This is a genomic window from Rhizobium sp. USDA 4016 (genome assembly GCF_056279705.1).
This window is the reverse complement of sequence record NZ_JBWCCY010000003.1, coordinates 64,877-82,944: the sequence shown is the minus strand read 5'-3', so window position 1 is coordinate 82,944 and position 18,068 is coordinate 64,877. Positions and strand designations below refer to the sequence as shown.

The following is an 18,068-nucleotide window of genomic DNA, read 5'->3' as shown; positions in this document are numbered from 1 at the left end:
GCGGACGGTGCTGCGACGAATTCCTGACGTGCATTTCCAAAGGATGCCCCGTCGATGCCGATCCGCTTCAACTCAAACCCCCTGCGCAACAAAGTGAAGCTGCAGGCTTCCGGATCACTGGCAACCTTCGTTTCGCGCGCGAGCTTGCCCGCAGCATCGACGATTCAAACGCTACGGGCTTCCAAAAAAACATCCACGGCTGTTTTTCGCTCGATGCTTGTGGCCGACTCATTCGGGCCCGTTTCCAACGTCGTCACTCGGAGGGGCAGCCACCTTTTTGCTACAATCTCGGAAGCGCCGGCCCATTACGGCATCTAGTAACAGATGTAGCAAACTTGAGGTAAATTTACAGAATCTTCACGAACACAGGTCGCTGACAATGATACTCTCATAACAAGGTCTGAAGCTGAGCATGGCTGAATGCTGATTTATGCTCGGACGGCCACACAGCACGCACGGAGGGTCCAATGGCAAGAAGCGCCCTGATCCTGATTGAAGGCACAAGGAGTAACGGTCCGCTCTTTGTCAAAGCGGCGCAGCGTCTTGGCCTTCATCCAATTACCTTGGCCGCTGATCCAGCTCAGTACGACTATCTTGCAGCGGAAAACGCTGAGGCAGTCCGCGTCGATACAAGGAATCTCAATGCGTTGATCGACGAATGTTCCCAGCTGCGCGAGACCTATGACATTGCTGGAATCACGAGCGTCAGGGAAGCGTTCTATGCCAGTGTTGGCAAGCTCTGTTGGCATTTCGACCTGCCAGGACCGAATCCTGCATCCATTGAACGATGCTGCGACAAATTCACTCAACGTCAGCTCCTCGCGCAGGCCGGCGTTCCAATACCTGCTTACCGCTTAGCAGTGAATGCAATAGACGTAAAAAACGCCGCCGCGGAAATTGGCTTGCCGGTGATTCTTAAGCCAGCCGTGGGTATCGGCAGCAGCGGTGTCCGATTGTGCCGCCACGTCGATGAGTTGGCCGAACATACGACCTATCTATTGGGCGGAAAGCATATGTCGCGATCTTCCCCGAGGATATTGGTCGAAGAATTTGCACAAGGCCCATACTATGGCGCGAACATAATGGGAAATGAGCTTATTGCCGTTGGTGTCGCTGACTTCGGCCCCCCACCGCATTTCGTTTTTCGGGAGTATACCATTCCCGCCCCGCTGACTGACGACGAATATAAACGTATCGCCGATGTTTCGCTGAGCTGTTTGCGAGCTCTCGGCATTGGTTGGGGACCTACGAACATTGAATTCCGGTGGACGAAGCGCGGCCCAGTCGTCATTGAGGTCAATCCACGTCTTTCGGGTGGGGATCCTAAACTGGTTCAGCTGGCTTGCGGCGTCGATCTCGTCAGCGAGCACATCAAGCTTGTCGTCGGCGAGCAATGGGACTTACGCAGAAGGCATTTGCAGGCTGCGTCCGCCCGTTATCTCGTTCCTGATCGCGATGGCACCCTCGACTGGATCGATGGCGTCAGCCGGGCGGCTGCTGTACCGGGTATCGCCGATGTCCGCCTGTATGTTAAATCCAAGACGCCGATCATCAGGAAAGGCGATGACGGAGACCTGATCGGATATGTCATTGCCTCTTCACCCAGCCCAACTCACACGGCAGAGATACTTCAGCAGGCCGTCGACTTGATTACGTGGTCAATAACACCATTTCCGACCCTTGGCGATCAGAAACGGTCAGCGATTCCCCATCCTTCGGCACCGGCGTAGTCGTCTCAAGAATAGAGCTGATCATCGCCGAAGGATGGTACAATTGAGCACGAAAGAGACACAGGTCTGGACGATGTATTGCCCTCCGTGAGGGCTCCCATCCTGCCGGCCGAGATATGATGCTGTTTGCCGGCAGCAGGAAGATCGGGATTGGCGCAGCTCTCGGATGGCCGGCTATTTGCAAGAATTTCCGGGGCCAATCTTGGTCATCACTAGCCCGGTCGATACGGCAGTGTGCGCTCGCAGGGGATCGAAGCGACCGTGAGGCGGATCTGCCGCGCCCATAGGGAAGTGACCTTCCGCTCCTATCCCAACCTCGACCACAGTCAAGTTATGGCTCAGAGTCCGAGACCAGCACGCCTGGATCAAGGATTGCGTCGCCGGCCCGGGAGGGCGCACAAGCCCGCGGCCTAAATCCCAGTAGGGGCAAAGGCATGCAACCGCGCGTAAACCGCACCTCCCGCCCGCCGCATTTTGACCAGGGTCCTCGGATTGCGAAACCGGACAGCCCCACCCTCGAACAGGTCGCAAGGCGCTTTTCCTCTAGCCAAGCTCATGCTACCGCTGCATCGCAGATAGCTCCTCAGCCCTGAAGCATCTCCTCTCCCCGCATCGTCCTCGACAATGCAGAAATCGCTGAGTCCCCAACTATCGTCCTCTGCCAACCGGGTCAGTTCTGTGTTCGGCCGACATCAATTGAAGGTATTTTGTTCAGAACCCCACATCGAAACGCAAATATTCCGTTGGCACGGCGCGAAACGTATGGGTTTTGCCTCACTTTTCCCGCACAACCATTTAGGTGGCACGCCGATTGCATCGAGACGGTGAAGCATCCATTACGACTATTGCTATCTCTGTATCCGGCCGGAGGCTAAGATGAAACCTACTCGAATGATCCAAGTCCATGCGATAGATTCTGCATCGTGGGACGCGGCTTCGTCAATTGTAACCTTGCCTCGTCCGCCGCGGTTGCCGCAGTCACTTCCTCAGGAGCGGCTGTGGTCACTGTCGCGTCTGGAGGGCAGCTACGAGCCGTCTCACACCCAGGTCGGGGTTCGGCTTCGCGGCGAATTGGACGAGACGGCCCTGCGGTCGGCTGTGAATGGACTGGCTCGCCATGAGGTGTTGCGCATCATGAATTTGATCGGAGGGACGCGCGCAAGTACTAAGGGTGACCTGAAAGCCAACAGCATCGCGCGTTATCATGTTATAAAATTCTCTCGTGGGCTGACCGCCAACAGTGATCACTACGACCAGCTTAAGTACATTGTGGAGCCCTCTTTCGAGGAGTTCGAGAGTCCCGGCAATCTGGATACGAGCGGCGTGGCACGACAACACGGTCGTGCCCGAACTTCAGCACAAGTACGCCTAGACCGGGTTGTCGATGGTAGCGGACCGTTGCGGTCGGGCGGGGATTCCGTGCGGCAGCTCGCAGATAGCCTTCGAGCTGCGCGAAATGTGACGAAGCTCGCGACTGATAGCTTCGAAGAGCTGGGCGATCCGCCTGACGGAGAAAAAAACCGCTCACCCCTTAGCCGGCTGTGCCGCGGGGCGCGTAGAAGGCCAGTTGTCTCCGGTCAACCATCCGAACGAATGAACGCGACAGCAGGAAAACATCCAGGGAGCATCTCATGAGGGTAGCCGTCGTGAGGAACCATGATCATACGGGCGTGATCAACCGATTTGGTCAGCCTTATCCGGAGGAATATGGCCGCGACACCGCTGAAAACGTGGTGACGGCACTACAAGAGGGCGGACACGAGACGTTATTGTGCGAAGGAGATAAAGGATTGCTCGCTGCGCTCGAGCGGTTCATGCCCCCCAATCCGCAAGCCCGCCCCTCCGGCATCGTCTTCAACAGGGCCGGCGGAATTCAGGGCGAGTCACGTTACAGCCATGTTCCAGCTATGCTCGAGATGGCCGGCATCCCGTACACCGGACCGAGCCCACTCGGGCTTGCGTTGGCGCCCGACAAGATCGTTACCAAGATGCTTATCCGCGATCGCGGAGTGCCGACGCCAAACTTCCGCGTGATGCGTCGCGGCACCGAGAGTACCGGCGACCTGCATTTCCCGGTTATAGCAAAGCCGCGTTACGGAACCATGAGCTTGGGATTGCAGCTCGTAAATGAGCCTGCTCAATTGAAGGAGGCCGTAGACGGGATCGTCACGCAGTACGCGCAGGATGCGCTCGTGGAAGAATACATCGAGGGGCGCGAAATCACCGTCGCGCTGCTCGGAAACGAAGAGCCCGAGGTGTTGCCTTTGGTGGAGATCGACCTCGGCGAACGCGAAACTGGTCTTATAACTTGGGAAGCTAAGCACTTAGCGACTGTGCGGCTGCGGAAGATTTTCCCGGCGCAAATCGAGAGCAGCCTTGCGACTTTGCTGCGGGATATTTCAGTTGCCACCTTCCGTGCCTGCCAGTGCCGGGACTATGCCCGCGTCGACTTCCGGATCGACCGCTCCGGCCAGCCCTTTGTTCTGGAGATCAACTCGATGCCGGGACTCAGTATGCACTCCCCTTATGTCTTAGCCGCGATGACTGCCGGACACAGCTACTCGAGCTTGATCGCTCGCATCCTGGATGTCGCCCACACCCGATACTTCGGAAACGGTATCACCTAGGCGTTTGAGCGAGTTGTGGGTGGTACAGTTCAGCGCCCATCCACCGCTGATCTTGTCGAAGCCTCTGAGCAGGAACTGCCGACCCTCTTAAGCGCAGCGCCGCCCCCAGGGTGCGAACTACCTCCAGGGCGGTTTCACAAAGGCAGGCGGGCGGAGCAGCGGCCAGATCAGGTATTGAACCGCGATGAGATCGTGATTGGAAGCGGTCCCGAGCCTGCAGACCCGAACGGCGCTGACCACTGCTTATGCGGCTGGGTAGCGAGCCTCGGAACCGGTCAATCTCAAGGGTAGCAGTTTTGGTGGCGAATGCAGCGTCATCCGCGTTGCGCATGCAAAGGCGGCGGCGGCCGCACTGTGATGCTGTCGGCGCAGTTGCTGCATCCTCTGCAGCGGGGAATGTGCGCAGACAGCTTGGCCGGATCGATTTGCCGTCCCCGGCTTTACCGACAGGAGTCGCCGCCGTACGCCCGACTGGTCACGAACGTGCAGCGCAAGACGGTAGACACATCGGCCAGACGCTCCGGCAGCATCCCATCGTCCTTTTGCGAAAGGGCGAAAGGACCCTGGTGGCAAGGAGCATCGTCACCCGCGCGGAGGTCACGCTGCGCGGCACTGGTTGATGACCGCGGTTTAGTTCTATTGCGGCAGAAACCGGGACCGACGAGGGCGTTATATTTCTCACCATCGAGAATGAAACAGGCCGGCGAATATTGCCGTCTTTAGTGTCGATGCGAGGTAGTTTATTCGACAATGGGATTAATGCCCCGGGTTTTTTCGGCAGGCCCACGGTATCCCATCCAAGCGACGTTTCAGACAGTTCAAATCTTTCGCCGCGGGATAGAACTGGCGTATGTGTTCATCGATGAAAGATGGTGATCGGCCCGTCTAAGCTCCTCCAGAGATGCGACTCGGTCACGAGCTGCTAGCAGCCCGCACAACACTTCCGAAATTGCGAGAGCGGGAGTCAATGTATGGAAGAAGGTTTGACTCTCCGTGGAGAAGAGCACCACGGTCTCAGCAATTGTCACGAGGGGGGAAACTTCGCTGTCGGTTATCGCAACGATGCCCACGCCTTTTTCGCTGGCGGCTTCGGCAAGTTCAAGAGTTTGAAGCGAGTAAGGATTTATCGAAATAGCAAGCAGAACATCGTCGGCGTTGGCGCGAATGAGCGCATCCCCGCTTGTGCCGGCAGGACCATCGAGATGAACAGTCTTTTCGCCAAGCAATGTCATGACATAATGGAAATGCCAGGCTACCGAATGGCAAGAACGCAGGCCGAGAACGTAAATTCTCCGAGCTCTGCCTAAGCGATCCGCCATCATATTAAGCCGCGATAGCGTGTCGGGCTCGCACAGACGAGCAACCTGAGCAGAAAGGCTTTGGAGCATGCGATGCGGAAGTCCTTCCCCGTTCGCCGCGCCTTCGGTTCTCTGCAACGCACGCGCGGCAAACCCATCAGCGCTCACTCGAATGACGTCGGCATGCTGGCCCCGAAAGTCCTCATATCCGGAGAATCCGAGAAACTTCGCTAATCGCGTCATTGTCGAGGGTTGCACGCCCGCGTTACGCGCCAACTCTCGCATCGACACGAGCGCCACTTCCTGAGGCTGCTCCAAGATGTGACGAGCCGCCTGTTGCAGTTGTTGCGACATATCGTCAAACCGCTCGATGATCCGAGCATGCAGAGGACCCTTTTGCAACATTTGCCTCACCTAAGCTGCCATAATTCATCCGAACCTTCACTCCAGCGAAGGAAAAAGTCAAACATCAAAGGAACTTCGACCTAATGTCGCGGTGCATCTACCTTGAACATACTGGTTGCAGAAAACAAATGCATCAAAAATCTTTGTATAAAACACTTGTTGCATTTTTTGGAAAAACCTGCAATTCAATATGCGAACGCGCCGGCCTCCGGTTAATCGGGCACTTGAGATATTCAATGACTAAAATCCTTCATCGAAGCATCGGTACGAGCCTCCCAAGAGCTGCAGCAGGAGAAGGCATTTTCATTATGGATAGCGATGGTCGCAGCTACATAGATGGGTCGGGCGGTGCAGCGGTGAGTTGTCTCGGCCACAATCATCCAGAGATAATGGAGGCAATGAAGGAACAGATGGGGCGTATCAGCTACGCTCATACGTCGTTCTTCACGACCGATGCGGCCGAGCGCCTAGCTGAGCAACTGGTTGGATTGGCGCCCGAAGGGCTCGACTACGTCTATCTGGTCTCCGGCGGTTCTGAAGCAATCGAAGCGGCTCTCAAGATGGCGCGCCAGTATTTCGTCGAGATTGGTCAGCCTCAACGACGCCATATAATCGCACGCCGACAGAGCTATCACGGAAACACAATTGGGGCACTAGCAACCGGAGGAAATGCTTGGCGCCGCGAGCAGTTCAAGCCGATCTTGCCGGAAACTCACCATGTCTCGCCCTGCTATGCCTATCGTGATATGCAGCCAGGCGAAACACCGGGAGCCTACGCCGAGCGGCTCGCGGCCGAATTGGAGGCTAAGGTCATCCAGCTTGGGGCGGATAAGGTCATGGCGTTCGTAGCGGAACCCGTGGTTGGCGCGACTCTGGGTGCCGTGGGACCTGTGGCGGACTACTTCAAGCGTGTCCGTCAGGTCTGCGACAAGTACGGCATCTTGCTGATCCTCGACGAGGTGATGTGCGGAATGGGTCGCACTGGCACAATTTTCGCCCTTGAGCAGGAGGGCATCGTTCCCGACTTGGTGACGATTGCGAAGGGCTTGGGTGGTGGCTTCCAGCCAATCGGCGCAGTTATGCTGTCAGAGAGGATCTATCGTGCGTTTGCGGAAGGTTCGGGCCTGTTCCAGCATGGACATACCTATATTGGTCATCCGATCGCTGCGGCGGCAGCCAGCAAGGTGGTCGAAATCCTAAAACGTCCGGAGATCCTGGCCAACGTCTTGAAGATGGGCGATCGGCTCCAGGCCGGACTCGATGCAGCACTCGGCCAATCCCCTTACGTCGGCGACATCCGTGGCCGGGGTCTTTTTTGTGGTGTCGAGATTGTGGCGGATAAGGATACCAAGGAGCCTTTCAATCCAACCCGCAAAATCCACTCCAAAATTAAGAACGAAGCGATGGAGCGGGGCCTAATGTGCTATCCGATGGGTGGCACCATCGACGGGGTATATGGCGACCATGTCCTGCTCGCGCCCCCTTACATCATTCAGCCCGATCAGATTGATCTGATCGTGGATCGGCTCGCTGCGACGATCAATGCGGTCGTTAGAAGCTGAGACTAGGAGTTGATATGAGTGTCTCCTCTAAGATGACGTCTTCCTGCCCGCCCATAACGGACGAGGACTGGCCGGCCGAGATTGCGGATATGAAGGCAGGCTTTGCCGGTGCGCTCAACGTCTATCGTACCATGGCTCACCATCCGGCCCTGCTGAAGGCATGGGCTCCGCTACGCCAACATATCGTCAAAGACAGCGCTTTGGGTGCTGTCCGGTCAGAACTAGTTATTCTTCGATCCGCTCATCGCATGGGTTCGAGTTATGAATGGGTTCATCATTTGAGCCGCGCTCGTGCTCTCGGCATTTCAGATGCCCGAATTGAAGCCATGCGCGGGTCCCCTGAGGGGGAAGACGGGCTTATCGCCCGGGCCGTCGATGCACTTTTCGATGGCTTCCAGTTGCCGTCTAATCTCGAACGCACGCTATCGGCCACAATAGGGAGGCAAGCTGTTATCGACCTCATGGCGACAGTCGGCTTCTATTCTGTATTGGGCTACATCGTGAGGACCTATGATACTCCAATTGACGACGTCGTCGCGCGAGAAATAGCGGGGCGGCCACTCACTGAGTTGGGCGATATTCATCGCGTAACCCTTGCTTAGGCCCTTTGTAGGGAGGAACCATGAAGTCTTGGCGTCGGATGCAGTTCCCTTGTGCAGGATATTCCAATGATCGAGCTAGATCGCATTGATGTGGCGCTTCTTGAAGCAGTTCAGAAGAACAATCGCCTGAGCTCGGAAGAACTTGCAGAGGCAGTTCACTTGTCTCCGACAGCATGTCAACGACGCTTGAAGCGCTTACGGAACGAAAGAGTTATAGAGGCGGACGTTTCGATCGTCTCCCCGAAAGCGGTCGGTCGACATATTACAATGATCGTATTGGTATCGCTCGAACGAGAAAGAGCGGATATCGTCGATCGGTTTAAAGGCGCGATCCGAAATACCCGGGAAGTAATGATCGGCTACTATGTGACTGGAGAAGCTGACTTCATACTTGTTGTTACCGCAAGAGACATGGAGGGCTATGAACAGTTCACCCGCCGCTTCTTTTATGAAAATCCCGATATCAAGGGATTTAAGACAATGGTGGTGATGGATCGCGTCAAAGCTAGCTTCGCCTTTCCCATCGAGGCCTAACATCTGCCCGCTGAGGGCCCAAAGTGAGTGAGGACGGAGACGGCTCCGCCCATGTCGGGATTTGCGCAGCAGCCACCCGGCCCAGGTCCGCAGAAAGCGGGCAACTTTTCTAGCATTTGGCGCAAACATACCATCTCGTACCTTTCACCACGATTCTATCAGTAACGTCAGCATCAGGAGATGATGCCAACCAAGTTAGGGGAAGGCCAAAAATGAGGGTTCTCGCAAACAACCTAATCTCCGAGATAGAGCGTGATGCGGTGATCGAAATGCGTCACGCCATGCATCGCGAGCCGGAACTTTCAAACGAGGAATGGAAGACTCAAAAGAGAATAATCGAAACGCTGGAACGCTTCGGCATGACTGGGGCGAAAGCGTTTCACAAAACCGGCGTTTACATTGACATAGAGGGCTCAGCGCCTGGTCCCGCCCGCTCTGTCGCGCTCCGCGGGGACATCGATGCGCTACCGATCCAGGAAAAGCGTGATGACTTACCGTACAACTCGCAAGTACCGGGTGTAATGCATGCTTGCGGCCATGACGTGCATGGATCGATCGCCCTAGGAACTGCCCTTGCTTTTCACCGCATGCGTGGCAATTTTTCAGGAAAGGTGCGCGTATTCTTCCAGCCGGCAGAGGAAGCCGAGCCAGTGGGTGGTCGGACCGTGGCGGAAGTAAATCTGCTCGACGGATTCGACGCCGCGGTAGGTCTTCATGTCCGCACGGATATCCCGGTAGGCTCCTATGGCGCTCGTGCGGGCGCTGTGACGAATTCTGCCGACCAATTCGCGCTCGAACTCAAGGGGACCATGGCGCATGGCGCCCACCCAGATGCTGGTGTGGACGCAATTTCAATTGCTGGCGCCTTCATCAATGAGGTCCAGAAGGTGGTCTCCCGGGAAATGCCGGTTGCCGATCGGGCGATCGTGACTATCGGGACTATCCATGGCGGAGAGGCGACGAATATCATCTGCCCATCAGTCACGATCACAGGCACGATTCGGACGGCAAGTCGCGAGCGGCGCGAGCTGTTGGTGCGACGCGTACGCGAGGTTGCCGAGGGTGTCGCTACAATGCATCGAGGCACAGCAGTGTTCAGTTCCCAATTGGGCGAGCCTCCTGTAGTCAACGATCACGCCATGGTCGAACGTTTCCGTCGACTCGTCGTTCAATCGGCCGGCGCGGACAAGTATGTCGAAGGAGCGGCCAGCACCGGCAGCGATGATTTCGGCTTTTACTCAAGTTGTGTGCCGTCGATCTATTTCTGGTTTGGCAGTAAAGAACCAGGAAATGAATCCGGCGTCCACACTCCCACCTTTGGCGTTTCCGACAAAGTTCTCATCCCGACAACCGAGATGGCGATCCGGTATTGTTGGGATCTTCTGCATGCTTGAAAGCCCCGCCGCGACGAGGAGCTGCTTGGGCGTCCAGCCTACCACTTTAGAAATGTATAACTCCCAGCTTTGAGACGAATGAACCATCTGGCTGACAATAAAACATACGCCGCCAGCGTTCCTCTAATAAGATAGATGTTTCATCGGAAGCGGCAATGCGGAAGGGCTGTCAGCTGCTCTTGCTGGCAGCCAAAATACCGAGGCTGTGGGGAGCCGCGCCTGCAGTCAAAAATATAAAGGAGAATTAAATCATGAAAATTTCTCGACGCGATCTCTTCAAGGTCAGCATGGCAGCCGGAACCGCTTTGACAATTCCATCTATCTTGCGTGCACAAGCCGCAGGGGCCGATCCTATGACTATGCGAATGGTAAAGACGGGTGATCTTCAGGTTTTCGACCCCATATTCACAACGGCGAACATTACCGCCGACCATGGCGCAGCCGTCTATGACACGCTTTTCTCGATTGACTCTAAATTTGCACCGCATCCGCAGATGGTGGAGAATTGGAGCATTTCCGACAATAAAAAGACCTACACATTCGTGCTTCGCGATGGCTTGGCATGGCACGATGGTTCTCCTGTTACAGCTGCCGATTGTGTTGCATCAATCCGCCGCTGGGGACAGGTTCATCCGGGCGGCCAGCTCATCGTTGAACTGGCCAACGACATCTCGCGTGTCGACGAGAGGACTTTCGTCGTCGTCTTGAGGGAGCCGCTGGGGCTTTTGATCGACATTCTTGCGGACCTAACACCGCCCTGCCTCTTCATAATGCGAGAGAAGGATGCAAACCGCCCTGCGACTGAGCAGGTGACAACGAACATCGGATCAGGTCCATTCAAGTTCAATGAAGCTCTTGCCAAACCCGGTGCTAGTTTCACTTATGATCGGAACGAAAAATATGTGCCACGCAGTGAAATCTCTGATGGTCTCGCTGGGGGCAAGGTTGTCAAGGTTGATCGTGTGATCTGGGAGAACATCGCCGATCAGCAGACTTCTCTTGCTGCGTTGCAAACAGGGGAAATTGATTTCCTCCAGGGGCCGCCTGTCGATCTGTACTCCGTGATCAAGAATGATCCCAACCTTGAACTCGAAGTGCTGAATAAGGGAGGTGATGACATCTGCCTCCGCATGAATTTTCTGCAGACGCCGTTTGACAGCGTTAAAGCACGTCAAGCGCTGCTCCACGTAGTTGACCAGGAAGCACTTCTGCGAGCCATGGCGCCAGATCCAAGTTTCGGCCGGCCCGTTACCTCGATATTTGGCAACAATACTCCGATGACAAACGATGAAAACACGGGGTGGTTTAAGAAAGGCGGGAATCCCGAGAAGGCTAAACAACTCTTCAACGAAGCGGGATACGCCGGAGAGAAGATTGTTATTCTGCAACCGACAAATGTGGCGAAATTCAATGACGCTGCTCAGATCGTCGCAGCTTCGTTGCGAAAGATCGGCGTCAACGCTAAACTGGCGCCGAGCGACTGGGGTGGGTTGGTCGCTCGCAGAGCGAACAAAGGTCCGATCGAGAGCGGCGGTTGGAGCATCTTCATCACCGATGAAATTGACTACTCGCTGGCAAACCCCCTCGGCACTCCGTTCCTCGTAGCCAGCGGCGAAAAAGCTTGGTACGGGTGGCCGAAGAACGACGAATATGAAGTGCTCCGGGCCGACTGGGCAAAGATTGAAAAGCTTGAGGAGCGCAAGGCCCTTGCCCGGAAGATGCAACACGTCTGGTGGAATTTTGTCGGGGACGTAAGACTCGGACAGATCGTTTCGCCCATTGCGCGTCGTAAGGTGCTTACAGGAGTTATTGGCATGCCGCAGATTATCCCGATGTGGAACATACAAAAGGATTAACTGCAACGGCTGCCTTTATATATCACATAATAATTTTGACCATCGTCGTCACCGCGATGGTCGAGATTTTGATTTTCAGCTTACGAAATTGCCTACTCAGCCTGCCGGCAATCGTCGCAGGCGAGAGCGCGCCTATGTCCTGTATATTTGGATAAGCACTGTGATATGCACCGGCAGCCATCCACCGCACTAGGTAGGCTAAGTCTGCGAGCGAATCAACATTAGTTTGCTGCGACGGTCGGCACTTTCGCTGAAGATCTGCCTCCACGGTAAGGAGCAACTTGCCGGTTCCAAAAAGTGCGCGACGATGAGTGCGGCAACAACGGCTTCCATCCCACGCAGCCAACGCGCGGAATGAGACGTTTGAATTATATAAACAAAACTAAAACATATGTTGCACAATGGTCCATGCTGCGGTACACATAGCTATGTAGGCGACAGCGTTCACGGTGCCGGAAGGTACAACTGGCGGGCGTCGCAATAAAGAAACGAAAGGGGAACCAGAACATGATAATCTCTAGACGCGACCTCATGAAGGCGGGCATCGCCGCTGGAACAGCTTTATCGATCCCGTCGGTCCTACGGGCGCAAACTGCGCCAGCCGACACACGGACCGTCCGCATGGTGATGGGCGCTGACCTTAGCGTCTTCGATCCGATCTTTTCGACGGCAGGCATTACGGCCTACCATGGCCTGGCGATCTACGACACACTGTTCTCGCTCGACTCCAAGTTCATGCCGCAACCGCAAATGGTTGGGAAGTGGAGCATTTCCGACGACAAGAAGACCTATACGTTCGAGCTCCGTGACGGCCTGAGCTGGCACGATGGCACCCCCGTTACAGCCGCGGACTGTGTCGGCTCGATCCGCCGCTGGGGCCAAGTAAATTCCGGCGGCAAACTGCTTATGGAGCGGGCAAGCGACATCTCGAAGAAGGACGATAAGACTTTCACGATCGCGCTGAAGGAGCCGCTCGGGCTGCTGATCGATCTGTTGGCGAACGTGTCGACGCCAGTCTTGTTCATCATGCGCGAGAAGGACGCGGAACGTCCCGCGACTGAACAGGTGACCGCGAATATCGGATCAGGGCCGTTCAAGTTCAATCATGCTCTTGCTAAGCCGGGGGCGAGCTTCACCTACGATCGCAACGAAAAATATGTGCCACGCAGCGACGCATCTGACGGTTACGCCGGTGGCAAGGTCGTCAAAGTCGATCGTGTCATCTGGGACAATATCGGCGATGAACAAACTGCTTTCGCGGCCCTGCAAGCTGGCGAGATCGATTTCGTTGAGCAGCCGCCCGTCGACCTTTACTCAGTGATTGAGAGTGATCCCAACCTTGCACTCCAAGTTTTGGATAAGTCTGGATACGATATGTGCCTGCGTATGAACTTTCTGCAGAAGCCGTTCGACAACGTTAAGGCGCGGCAAGCGATGCTTCACCTGATCGACCAGGCGGCGTTCCTGCGCGTGACGGCCCCCGATCCAAAATACGGTCGACCCGTTACCTCGATATTTGGAAATACTACACCTTATTCAAACGACGAAAATACCGGCTGGTTCAAGAAGGGAGGTGACCCGGAGAAGGCCAGGCAGCTCTTCAGGGAAGCCGGATATGCCGGCGAGAAGGTCGTCATTTTGCAGCCCGCAAATATAGCCTGGATCCGGGATGCCGCGCAGTTGTTGGCGGCCACACTGCGTAAGATCGGAGTTGACGCAGAGCTTGCGCCGAGCGACTGGGGCGGGCTTGTCAAACGCCGCGCGAACAGGGGGCCGGTCGAGAGCGGCGGTTGGAGTATCTTCATCACGAACGATTCTGACTATCTCCAGGGCGATCCGACTTCGGCAACCTTCCTGAACGCGAGTGGCGACAAGGCCTGGTTTGGCTGGCCCAAAAACGACGAATATCAGGCTCTCCGAGCCAAATGGCCAGATGTTGGAACGCTCGAAGAACGCAAAGCCCTGGCCCGAAAGATGCAAGGAATCTGGTGGGACTTCGTTGGCGACGTTCGGCTGGGTCAATTCGTACAGCCGGCCGCACGAAGCAAGGCGCTTACCGGGGTCATCGAAATGCCGCAGCTTGTCGCGATGTGGAACATGCAGAAGGTTTGAGAAACTATGAGCATCTACATCCTTCGAAGGATGGTTTCGGCCATCGCCGTAATGGCGATGGTCGGAGTCTTCGTCTTTCTGCTTCTCCGGCTAGCGCCCGGTGATCCGGCAGCGATAATCGCTGGCGACGCGGCTACCCCAGAGATGATCGCCGGCATCCGCGAACAATTGGGACTAACCGATCCGTTGCTGGTTCAGTTTGTACATTGGGCGATTGGCATCCTTGGCGGTGATTTCGGAACCTCAATTTTCACGGGCCGCCCCGTTCTTGAACTGATCTCACACCGGCTGGAGCCGACGATTTCTCTGTCGTTCCTGACGATCATCTCCTCAGTCACGATAGGGGTTTCGTTTGGCGTCTTCGCTGCGTGGCGTGCCGGCGGCCTTGTCGATCGCGTACTGGCAGGGTTTGCGGCGATTGGTTTTTCTGTTCCGGTGTTTGTTGTCGGCTATTCTCTCGTATACTTCTTCGCAATCAGAACCCATTGGCTGCCGGTCCAGGGATACGCGCCCATTGGCCGTGGCCCCGGCCCTTGGTTTGTGCACCTCGTTCTACCCACCCTGACTCTGAGCGTTCCCTATGTTGCGTTCATCGCCCGGATCACAAGATCGAGCATGCTTGAAGTATTGTCGGAAGACTACATGCGAACCGCCGCTGCCAAGGGTGCGTCATCATATTCGATGCTTTTCCACCACGGCCTGAAGAATGCCGGAGTGCCGATCCTCACGGTAATTGGCCTAAGTTTGGCGGGTCTGATCTCTGGTGTTGTCATTACCGAGACCGTGTTCAACATTCCCGGCGTAGGTCGTTTGGTCGTCGATGCGATCAATAACCGTGACTACCCGATCATCCAGGCCGTACTAATCCTCGTTTCAGGCCTTTACGTGTTGATCAACCTCGCGGTTGATCTCTCTTACACCCTGGTCGATCCTCGTATCCGGTACTGATATGACTCTCTCTGCTCAACTTGATCCCGTGCCGGCCTTCCGGCTAAAAATCTCTGATCTTCCTCGTCTAATCAAACGACACCCCCTCGTATTTGTAGGTGGCGGTCTCTTGACGGTGTTGATTATTCTGGCGCTTGCCGCACCGCTGTACGCGGGCGATCCAGTGAACATGGACCCATTCGTCCGCTTGCAGGCGCCTTCACCCGAGATGTGGTTTGGAAGCGACAATTTGGGCCGAGACGTGTTTGCACGAACCATCTACGGCGCCCGGATTTCCCTTATAGTGGGATTGCTGTCGGCGGCCTTTGCTGCTGGGGGCGGACTCCTGATCGGCATCCTCGCTGGTTATAGTCGCAGGTTCGACAACGTCGTTATGCGGATCATGGACGGCCTGATGTCGATACCAACAATTCTGCTGGCCATTGCCCTTATTTCTCTGACGGGGTCCGGGATAGGTATCCTCATCGTCGCCATTACGATCCCACAGTTGCCAAGCGTGACGCGGTTGGTTCGGTCAGTGGTTCTGAGTGTTCGAGAGAGACCCTACGTAGAGGCCGCGCTTTGCGGGGGCGCGCGCCTCCCGAAGGTGCTGTGGCGCCATATCCTTCCGAGCACCATTCCGCCGCTTATGGTGCAGAGCGCCATCGTATGTGCAGATGCAATTCTCACTGAGGCCGGACTGAGCTTTTTGGGCGTGGGCGTGCCGCCCGAGATTCCCAGTTGGGGGAATATGATCTCTAGTTCTCGCTTGTATCTTGGAATCGCGCCATTGACGATCTTTGCCCCCGGCATCTGTCTCGCGATCACCGTTCTTGCCGTCAACCTACTTGGGGATGGCCTGCGTGATATGTTTGATCCCCGTTCGAAGCGGAGACGCTGACATGAAGATGAACAAAAACACAGGAAGTCAGTTGCTTCTCGATGTTCGCGAACTGGAGACCCACTTTTATGGTGAGGATACCGTTACACGTGCACTAGGTGGCGTCAGCTTCCAGGTGAATAGCGGCGAAACACTAGGGGTGGTCGGTGAATCGGGTTGCGGTAAAAGTGTCACAGCTCTGTCGATTCTCCGCTTGCTGCCAATACGTACAGCCAAGACCGTCGGCGGCGAGATCCTTTTTAAAGGGCGTAACCTCCTGGATCTCTCGGAGAGAGAGATGAGAAAGATCCGCGGCGACCGCATTGCGATGATCTTTCAGGAGCCGATGACGAGTTTAAGCCCAGTTCACACCGTTGGTCGTCAAATCGCAGAAGCTGTCCAAATTCACACGCATGCTTCTCGCTCCGAAGCTTTGGAAAAGTCCCTTGAGATGCTTCGTCTGGTGCGTATCGCCGACCCCGAACGACGCTTAAACAACTATCCCCATGAAATGTCGGGCGGGATGCGGCAGCGCGCCATGATTGCCATGGCACTCGCCTGTTCACCAGAACTTTTAATCGCTGATGAGCCGACTACGGCGCTCGACGTCACCATCCAGGCGCAGATTCTGCGGCTTATCGTCGACTTGAAAGAGCGCATGGGTACGGCGGTGATGCTCATCACGCATGATTTAGGCGTGGTCGCCGAGACCTGCCAGCGTGTGATTGTCATGTATGCGGGTCGCATCATAGAGCAGACGACCGTGAAGGATTTGTTCGAGTACCCCCTGCATCCCTATACCAAGGGTCTCATGCGATCCATGCCTGATCCCAGGCGCGGCCGGCAGCAGCGACTGGCAGAGATTCCTGGGATCGTTCCAAGCCTACGCGAGCCGATTGTGGGATGCAGTTTTGCGCCTCGCTGCCCGTTCGCGATCGGGATTTGTCGTGAAAAGGCGCCCAGCCTGCGTGAGGTCAGGCCGGGCCATTACGCAGCCTGCTGGCGAGCCGAGGAGGTAATGGGCGCATGAGTGGTCCTTTGCTGAAAGTTGAGAATCTAACCAAGCATTATCCGCTTGGTGCAGGGTTCCTGAAAAAGACGATTCCGGTGGTCCGGGCGGTGGAGGATGTTTCATTTTCCGTTGAGCCAGGGGAAACTCTTTGCATTGTAGGCGAATCGGGATGCGGCAAGTCAACCGTTGCGCGGCTCTTGATGCGGCTGGTGGATCCAACGGGCGGGCGAGTGCTGGTCGACGGCACCGATATTGCGGGACTAAAGAAGGATGCGCTTCGAGCCTCGCGGCGTCGGATGCAGATGGTTTTTCAGGATCCTTTCTCGTCGTTGAACCCGCGTCTAACGGCAGGAGAGATCATCACCGAGCCTGTCGAGAACTTCGAGCGCCTAACCCGCAAGCAGCGCCAGGCGCTCGCCGCGGACCTGCTCCGAAAGGTCGGACTGTCGCCTGAGATGATGCACAGGCTTCCGTCCGAAATGTCGGGTGGCCAGCGGCAGCGGCTTGGCATCGCCCGCGCGCTGGCCCTTGAGCCGTCGCTCATCATTGCCGACGAGGCAGTCTCGGCTCTTGACGTGTCCGTGCAGGCACAAATCCTGAATCTGCTGATGGATCTCCAGCAACAGATGGGTATCGCCTTTGTCTTCATCTCGCATGATCTCAGCGTCGTCGAGCATATCGGGCATCGCGTTGCGGTCATGTACTTGGGACGGATTGTGGAACTGGCGCCATGCGACGCGCTCTTCGCAAAACCGGTTCACCCGTACACCGAGGCGCTTATCGCCGCCGCACCGATACCAGATCCCGAGGTGGTTCGACTGGAAGTGGCACTTGAGGGCGAGGCGCCAAGCCCCGTCAACCCGCCGAGCGGTTGTGCATTTCATCCACGCTGCCCACTCGCGATCGAACGATGCCGCGCTGAAGTGCCGCCGTTGGTTCCTATGGCGGACGGCAGAGTTGTGGCCTGTCACGTACGGGCTCCGGCGACGGGCGTCGACGAACAGCCGTCTGCGGTGTCCAATCCCTCACTCGCTTGGAATAGCTTTCTACGCGATCGGTGATGTCAAGGACGCCATGAAGAACTCGAAAGAGAGAAATTATAGTGGACCAATCGCACGAGGATAGTGTC

At 56.1% G+C, this 18,068-nt stretch carries 14 protein-coding genes; 13 read left to right on the top strand and 1 reads right to left on the bottom strand.

Going from position 1 to position 18,068, the window contains the following annotated elements; translation table 11 throughout:
- Positions 1 to 54 precede the first annotated feature (54 nt).
- From ACZ9DP_RS13430 to ACZ9DP_RS13420, 3 genes are all read left to right on the top strand, one after another.
- Positions 55 to 318 (top strand): hypothetical protein, encoded by a 264-nt coding sequence (locus ACZ9DP_RS13430; protein WP_476202367.1) that lies wholly within the window; start codon positions 55 to 57, stop codon positions 316 to 318.
- 149 nt (positions 319 to 467) lie between these two features.
- Positions 468 to 1,730, top strand: coding sequence for an ATP-grasp domain-containing protein (locus tag ACZ9DP_RS13425; protein WP_476202365.1), 1,263 nt, complete (start codon positions 468 to 470; stop codon positions 1,728 to 1,730).
- A gap of 1,631 nt (positions 1,731 to 3,361) precedes the next feature.
- Entirely contained in the window at positions 3,362 to 4,357 is a 996-nt protein-coding gene (locus ACZ9DP_RS13420) for a D-alanine--D-alanine ligase family protein (RefSeq protein WP_476202364.1), read from the top strand.
- 818 nt (positions 4,358 to 5,175) lie between these two features.
- Here the strand turns inward: ACZ9DP_RS13420 and ACZ9DP_RS13415 are convergent.
- A complete protein-coding gene (locus tag ACZ9DP_RS13415) occupies positions 5,176 to 6,060 on the bottom strand; it encodes a MurR/RpiR family transcriptional regulator (RefSeq protein ID WP_476202362.1) in 885 nt (294 codons plus the stop codon).
- Between the two features lie 236 nt (positions 6,061 to 6,296).
- On the opposite strand from ACZ9DP_RS13415, the gene ACZ9DP_RS13410 reads away from it, so the two are divergent.
- From ACZ9DP_RS13410 to ACZ9DP_RS13365, 10 genes are all read left to right on the top strand, one after another.
- The gene (locus tag ACZ9DP_RS13410; RefSeq protein ID WP_476202759.1) at positions 6,297 to 7,622 is read left to right on the top strand and encodes an aspartate aminotransferase family protein; all 1,326 of its coding nucleotides are present in this window, start codon (positions 6,297 to 6,299) and stop codon (positions 7,620 to 7,622) included.
- A gap of 14 nt (positions 7,623 to 7,636) precedes the next feature.
- On the top strand, positions 7,637 to 8,224 hold the full coding sequence (locus ACZ9DP_RS13405; RefSeq protein WP_476202361.1) for a carboxymuconolactone decarboxylase family protein: 588 nt from the start codon (positions 7,637 to 7,639) through the stop codon (positions 8,222 to 8,224).
- A 66-nt stretch (positions 8,225 to 8,290) separates the two neighbouring features.
- Positions 8,291 to 8,758, top strand: a complete 468-nt coding sequence (locus ACZ9DP_RS13400) for an Lrp/AsnC family transcriptional regulator (protein ID WP_476202360.1) — start codon at positions 8,291 to 8,293, stop codon at positions 8,756 to 8,758.
- Positions 8,759 to 8,970: 212 nt separating this feature from the next.
- On the top strand, positions 8,971 to 10,152 hold the full coding sequence (locus ACZ9DP_RS13395; protein WP_476202359.1) for a M20 family metallopeptidase: 1,182 nt from the start codon (positions 8,971 to 8,973) through the stop codon (positions 10,150 to 10,152).
- Between the two features lie 251 nt (positions 10,153 to 10,403).
- Positions 10,404 to 12,008: an ABC transporter substrate-binding protein gene (locus ACZ9DP_RS13390; protein ID WP_476202358.1), complete on the top strand. Its 1,605-nt coding sequence runs from the start codon at positions 10,404 to 10,406 to the stop codon at positions 12,006 to 12,008.
- Between the two features lie 507 nt (positions 12,009 to 12,515).
- Positions 12,516 to 14,120: an ABC transporter substrate-binding protein gene (locus ACZ9DP_RS13385; protein ID WP_476202356.1), complete on the top strand. Its 1,605-nt coding sequence runs from the start codon at positions 12,516 to 12,518 to the stop codon at positions 14,118 to 14,120.
- A gap of 6 nt (positions 14,121 to 14,126) precedes the next feature.
- A complete protein-coding gene (locus ACZ9DP_RS13380; protein WP_476202355.1) occupies positions 14,127 to 15,068 on the top strand; it encodes an ABC transporter permease in 942 nt (313 codons plus the stop codon).
- A gap of 1 nt (position 15,069) precedes the next feature.
- Positions 15,070 to 15,948 (top strand): ABC transporter permease, encoded by an 879-nt coding sequence (locus ACZ9DP_RS13375; RefSeq protein WP_476202354.1) that lies wholly within the window; start codon positions 15,070 to 15,072, stop codon positions 15,946 to 15,948.
- Positions 15,949 to 15,955: 7 nt separating this feature from the next.
- On the top strand, positions 15,956 to 16,957 hold the full coding sequence (locus ACZ9DP_RS13370) for an ABC transporter ATP-binding protein (protein ID WP_476202758.1): 1,002 nt from the start codon (positions 15,956 to 15,958) through the stop codon (positions 16,955 to 16,957).
- Positions 16,954 to 18,000 carry an ABC transporter ATP-binding protein gene (locus tag ACZ9DP_RS13365; protein WP_476202353.1) on the top strand — a complete coding sequence of 349 codons (1,047 nt, stop codon included), beginning with the start codon at positions 16,954 to 16,956 and terminating at the stop codon, positions 17,998 to 18,000. The genes ACZ9DP_RS13370 and ACZ9DP_RS13365 overlap by 4 nt, the downstream gene beginning before the upstream one ends.
- The last annotated feature ends 68 nt before the right edge of the window (positions 18,001 to 18,068 follow it).

Bases quoted from the DNA above. Each gene is read 5' to 3' on its own strand.
- ACZ9DP_RS13430 (WP_476202367.1), top strand. From the start codon at position 55: ATGCCGATCCGCTTCAACTCAAACCCCCTGCGCAACAAAGTGAAGCTG.
- ACZ9DP_RS13425 (WP_476202365.1), top strand. From the start codon at position 468: ATGGCAAGAAGCGCCCTGATCCTGATTGAAGGCACAAGGAGTAACGGT.
- ACZ9DP_RS13420 (WP_476202364.1), top strand. From the start codon at position 3,362: ATGAGGGTAGCCGTCGTGAGGAACCATGATCATACGGGCGTGATCAAC.
- ACZ9DP_RS13415 (WP_476202362.1), bottom strand. From the start codon at position 6,060: ATGTTGCAAAAGGGTCCTCTGCATGCTCGGATCATCGAGCGGTTTGAC.
- ACZ9DP_RS13410 (WP_476202759.1), top strand. From the start codon at position 6,297: ATGACTAAAATCCTTCATCGAAGCATCGGTACGAGCCTCCCAAGAGCT.
- ACZ9DP_RS13405 (WP_476202361.1), top strand. From the start codon at position 7,637: ATGAGTGTCTCCTCTAAGATGACGTCTTCCTGCCCGCCCATAACGGAC.
- ACZ9DP_RS13400 (WP_476202360.1), top strand. From the start codon at position 8,291: ATGATCGAGCTAGATCGCATTGATGTGGCGCTTCTTGAAGCAGTTCAG.
- ACZ9DP_RS13395 (WP_476202359.1), top strand. From the start codon at position 8,971: ATGAGGGTTCTCGCAAACAACCTAATCTCCGAGATAGAGCGTGATGCG.
- ACZ9DP_RS13390 (WP_476202358.1), top strand. From the start codon at position 10,404: ATGAAAATTTCTCGACGCGATCTCTTCAAGGTCAGCATGGCAGCCGGA.
- ACZ9DP_RS13385 (WP_476202356.1), top strand. From the start codon at position 12,516: ATGATAATCTCTAGACGCGACCTCATGAAGGCGGGCATCGCCGCTGGA.
- ACZ9DP_RS13380 (WP_476202355.1), top strand. From the start codon at position 14,127: ATGAGCATCTACATCCTTCGAAGGATGGTTTCGGCCATCGCCGTAATG.
- ACZ9DP_RS13375 (WP_476202354.1), top strand. From the start codon at position 15,070: ATGACTCTCTCTGCTCAACTTGATCCCGTGCCGGCCTTCCGGCTAAAA.
- ACZ9DP_RS13370 (WP_476202758.1), top strand. From the start codon at position 15,956: ATGAACAAAAACACAGGAAGTCAGTTGCTTCTCGATGTTCGCGAACTG.
- ACZ9DP_RS13365 (WP_476202353.1), top strand. From the start codon at position 16,954: ATGAGTGGTCCTTTGCTGAAAGTTGAGAATCTAACCAAGCATTATCCG.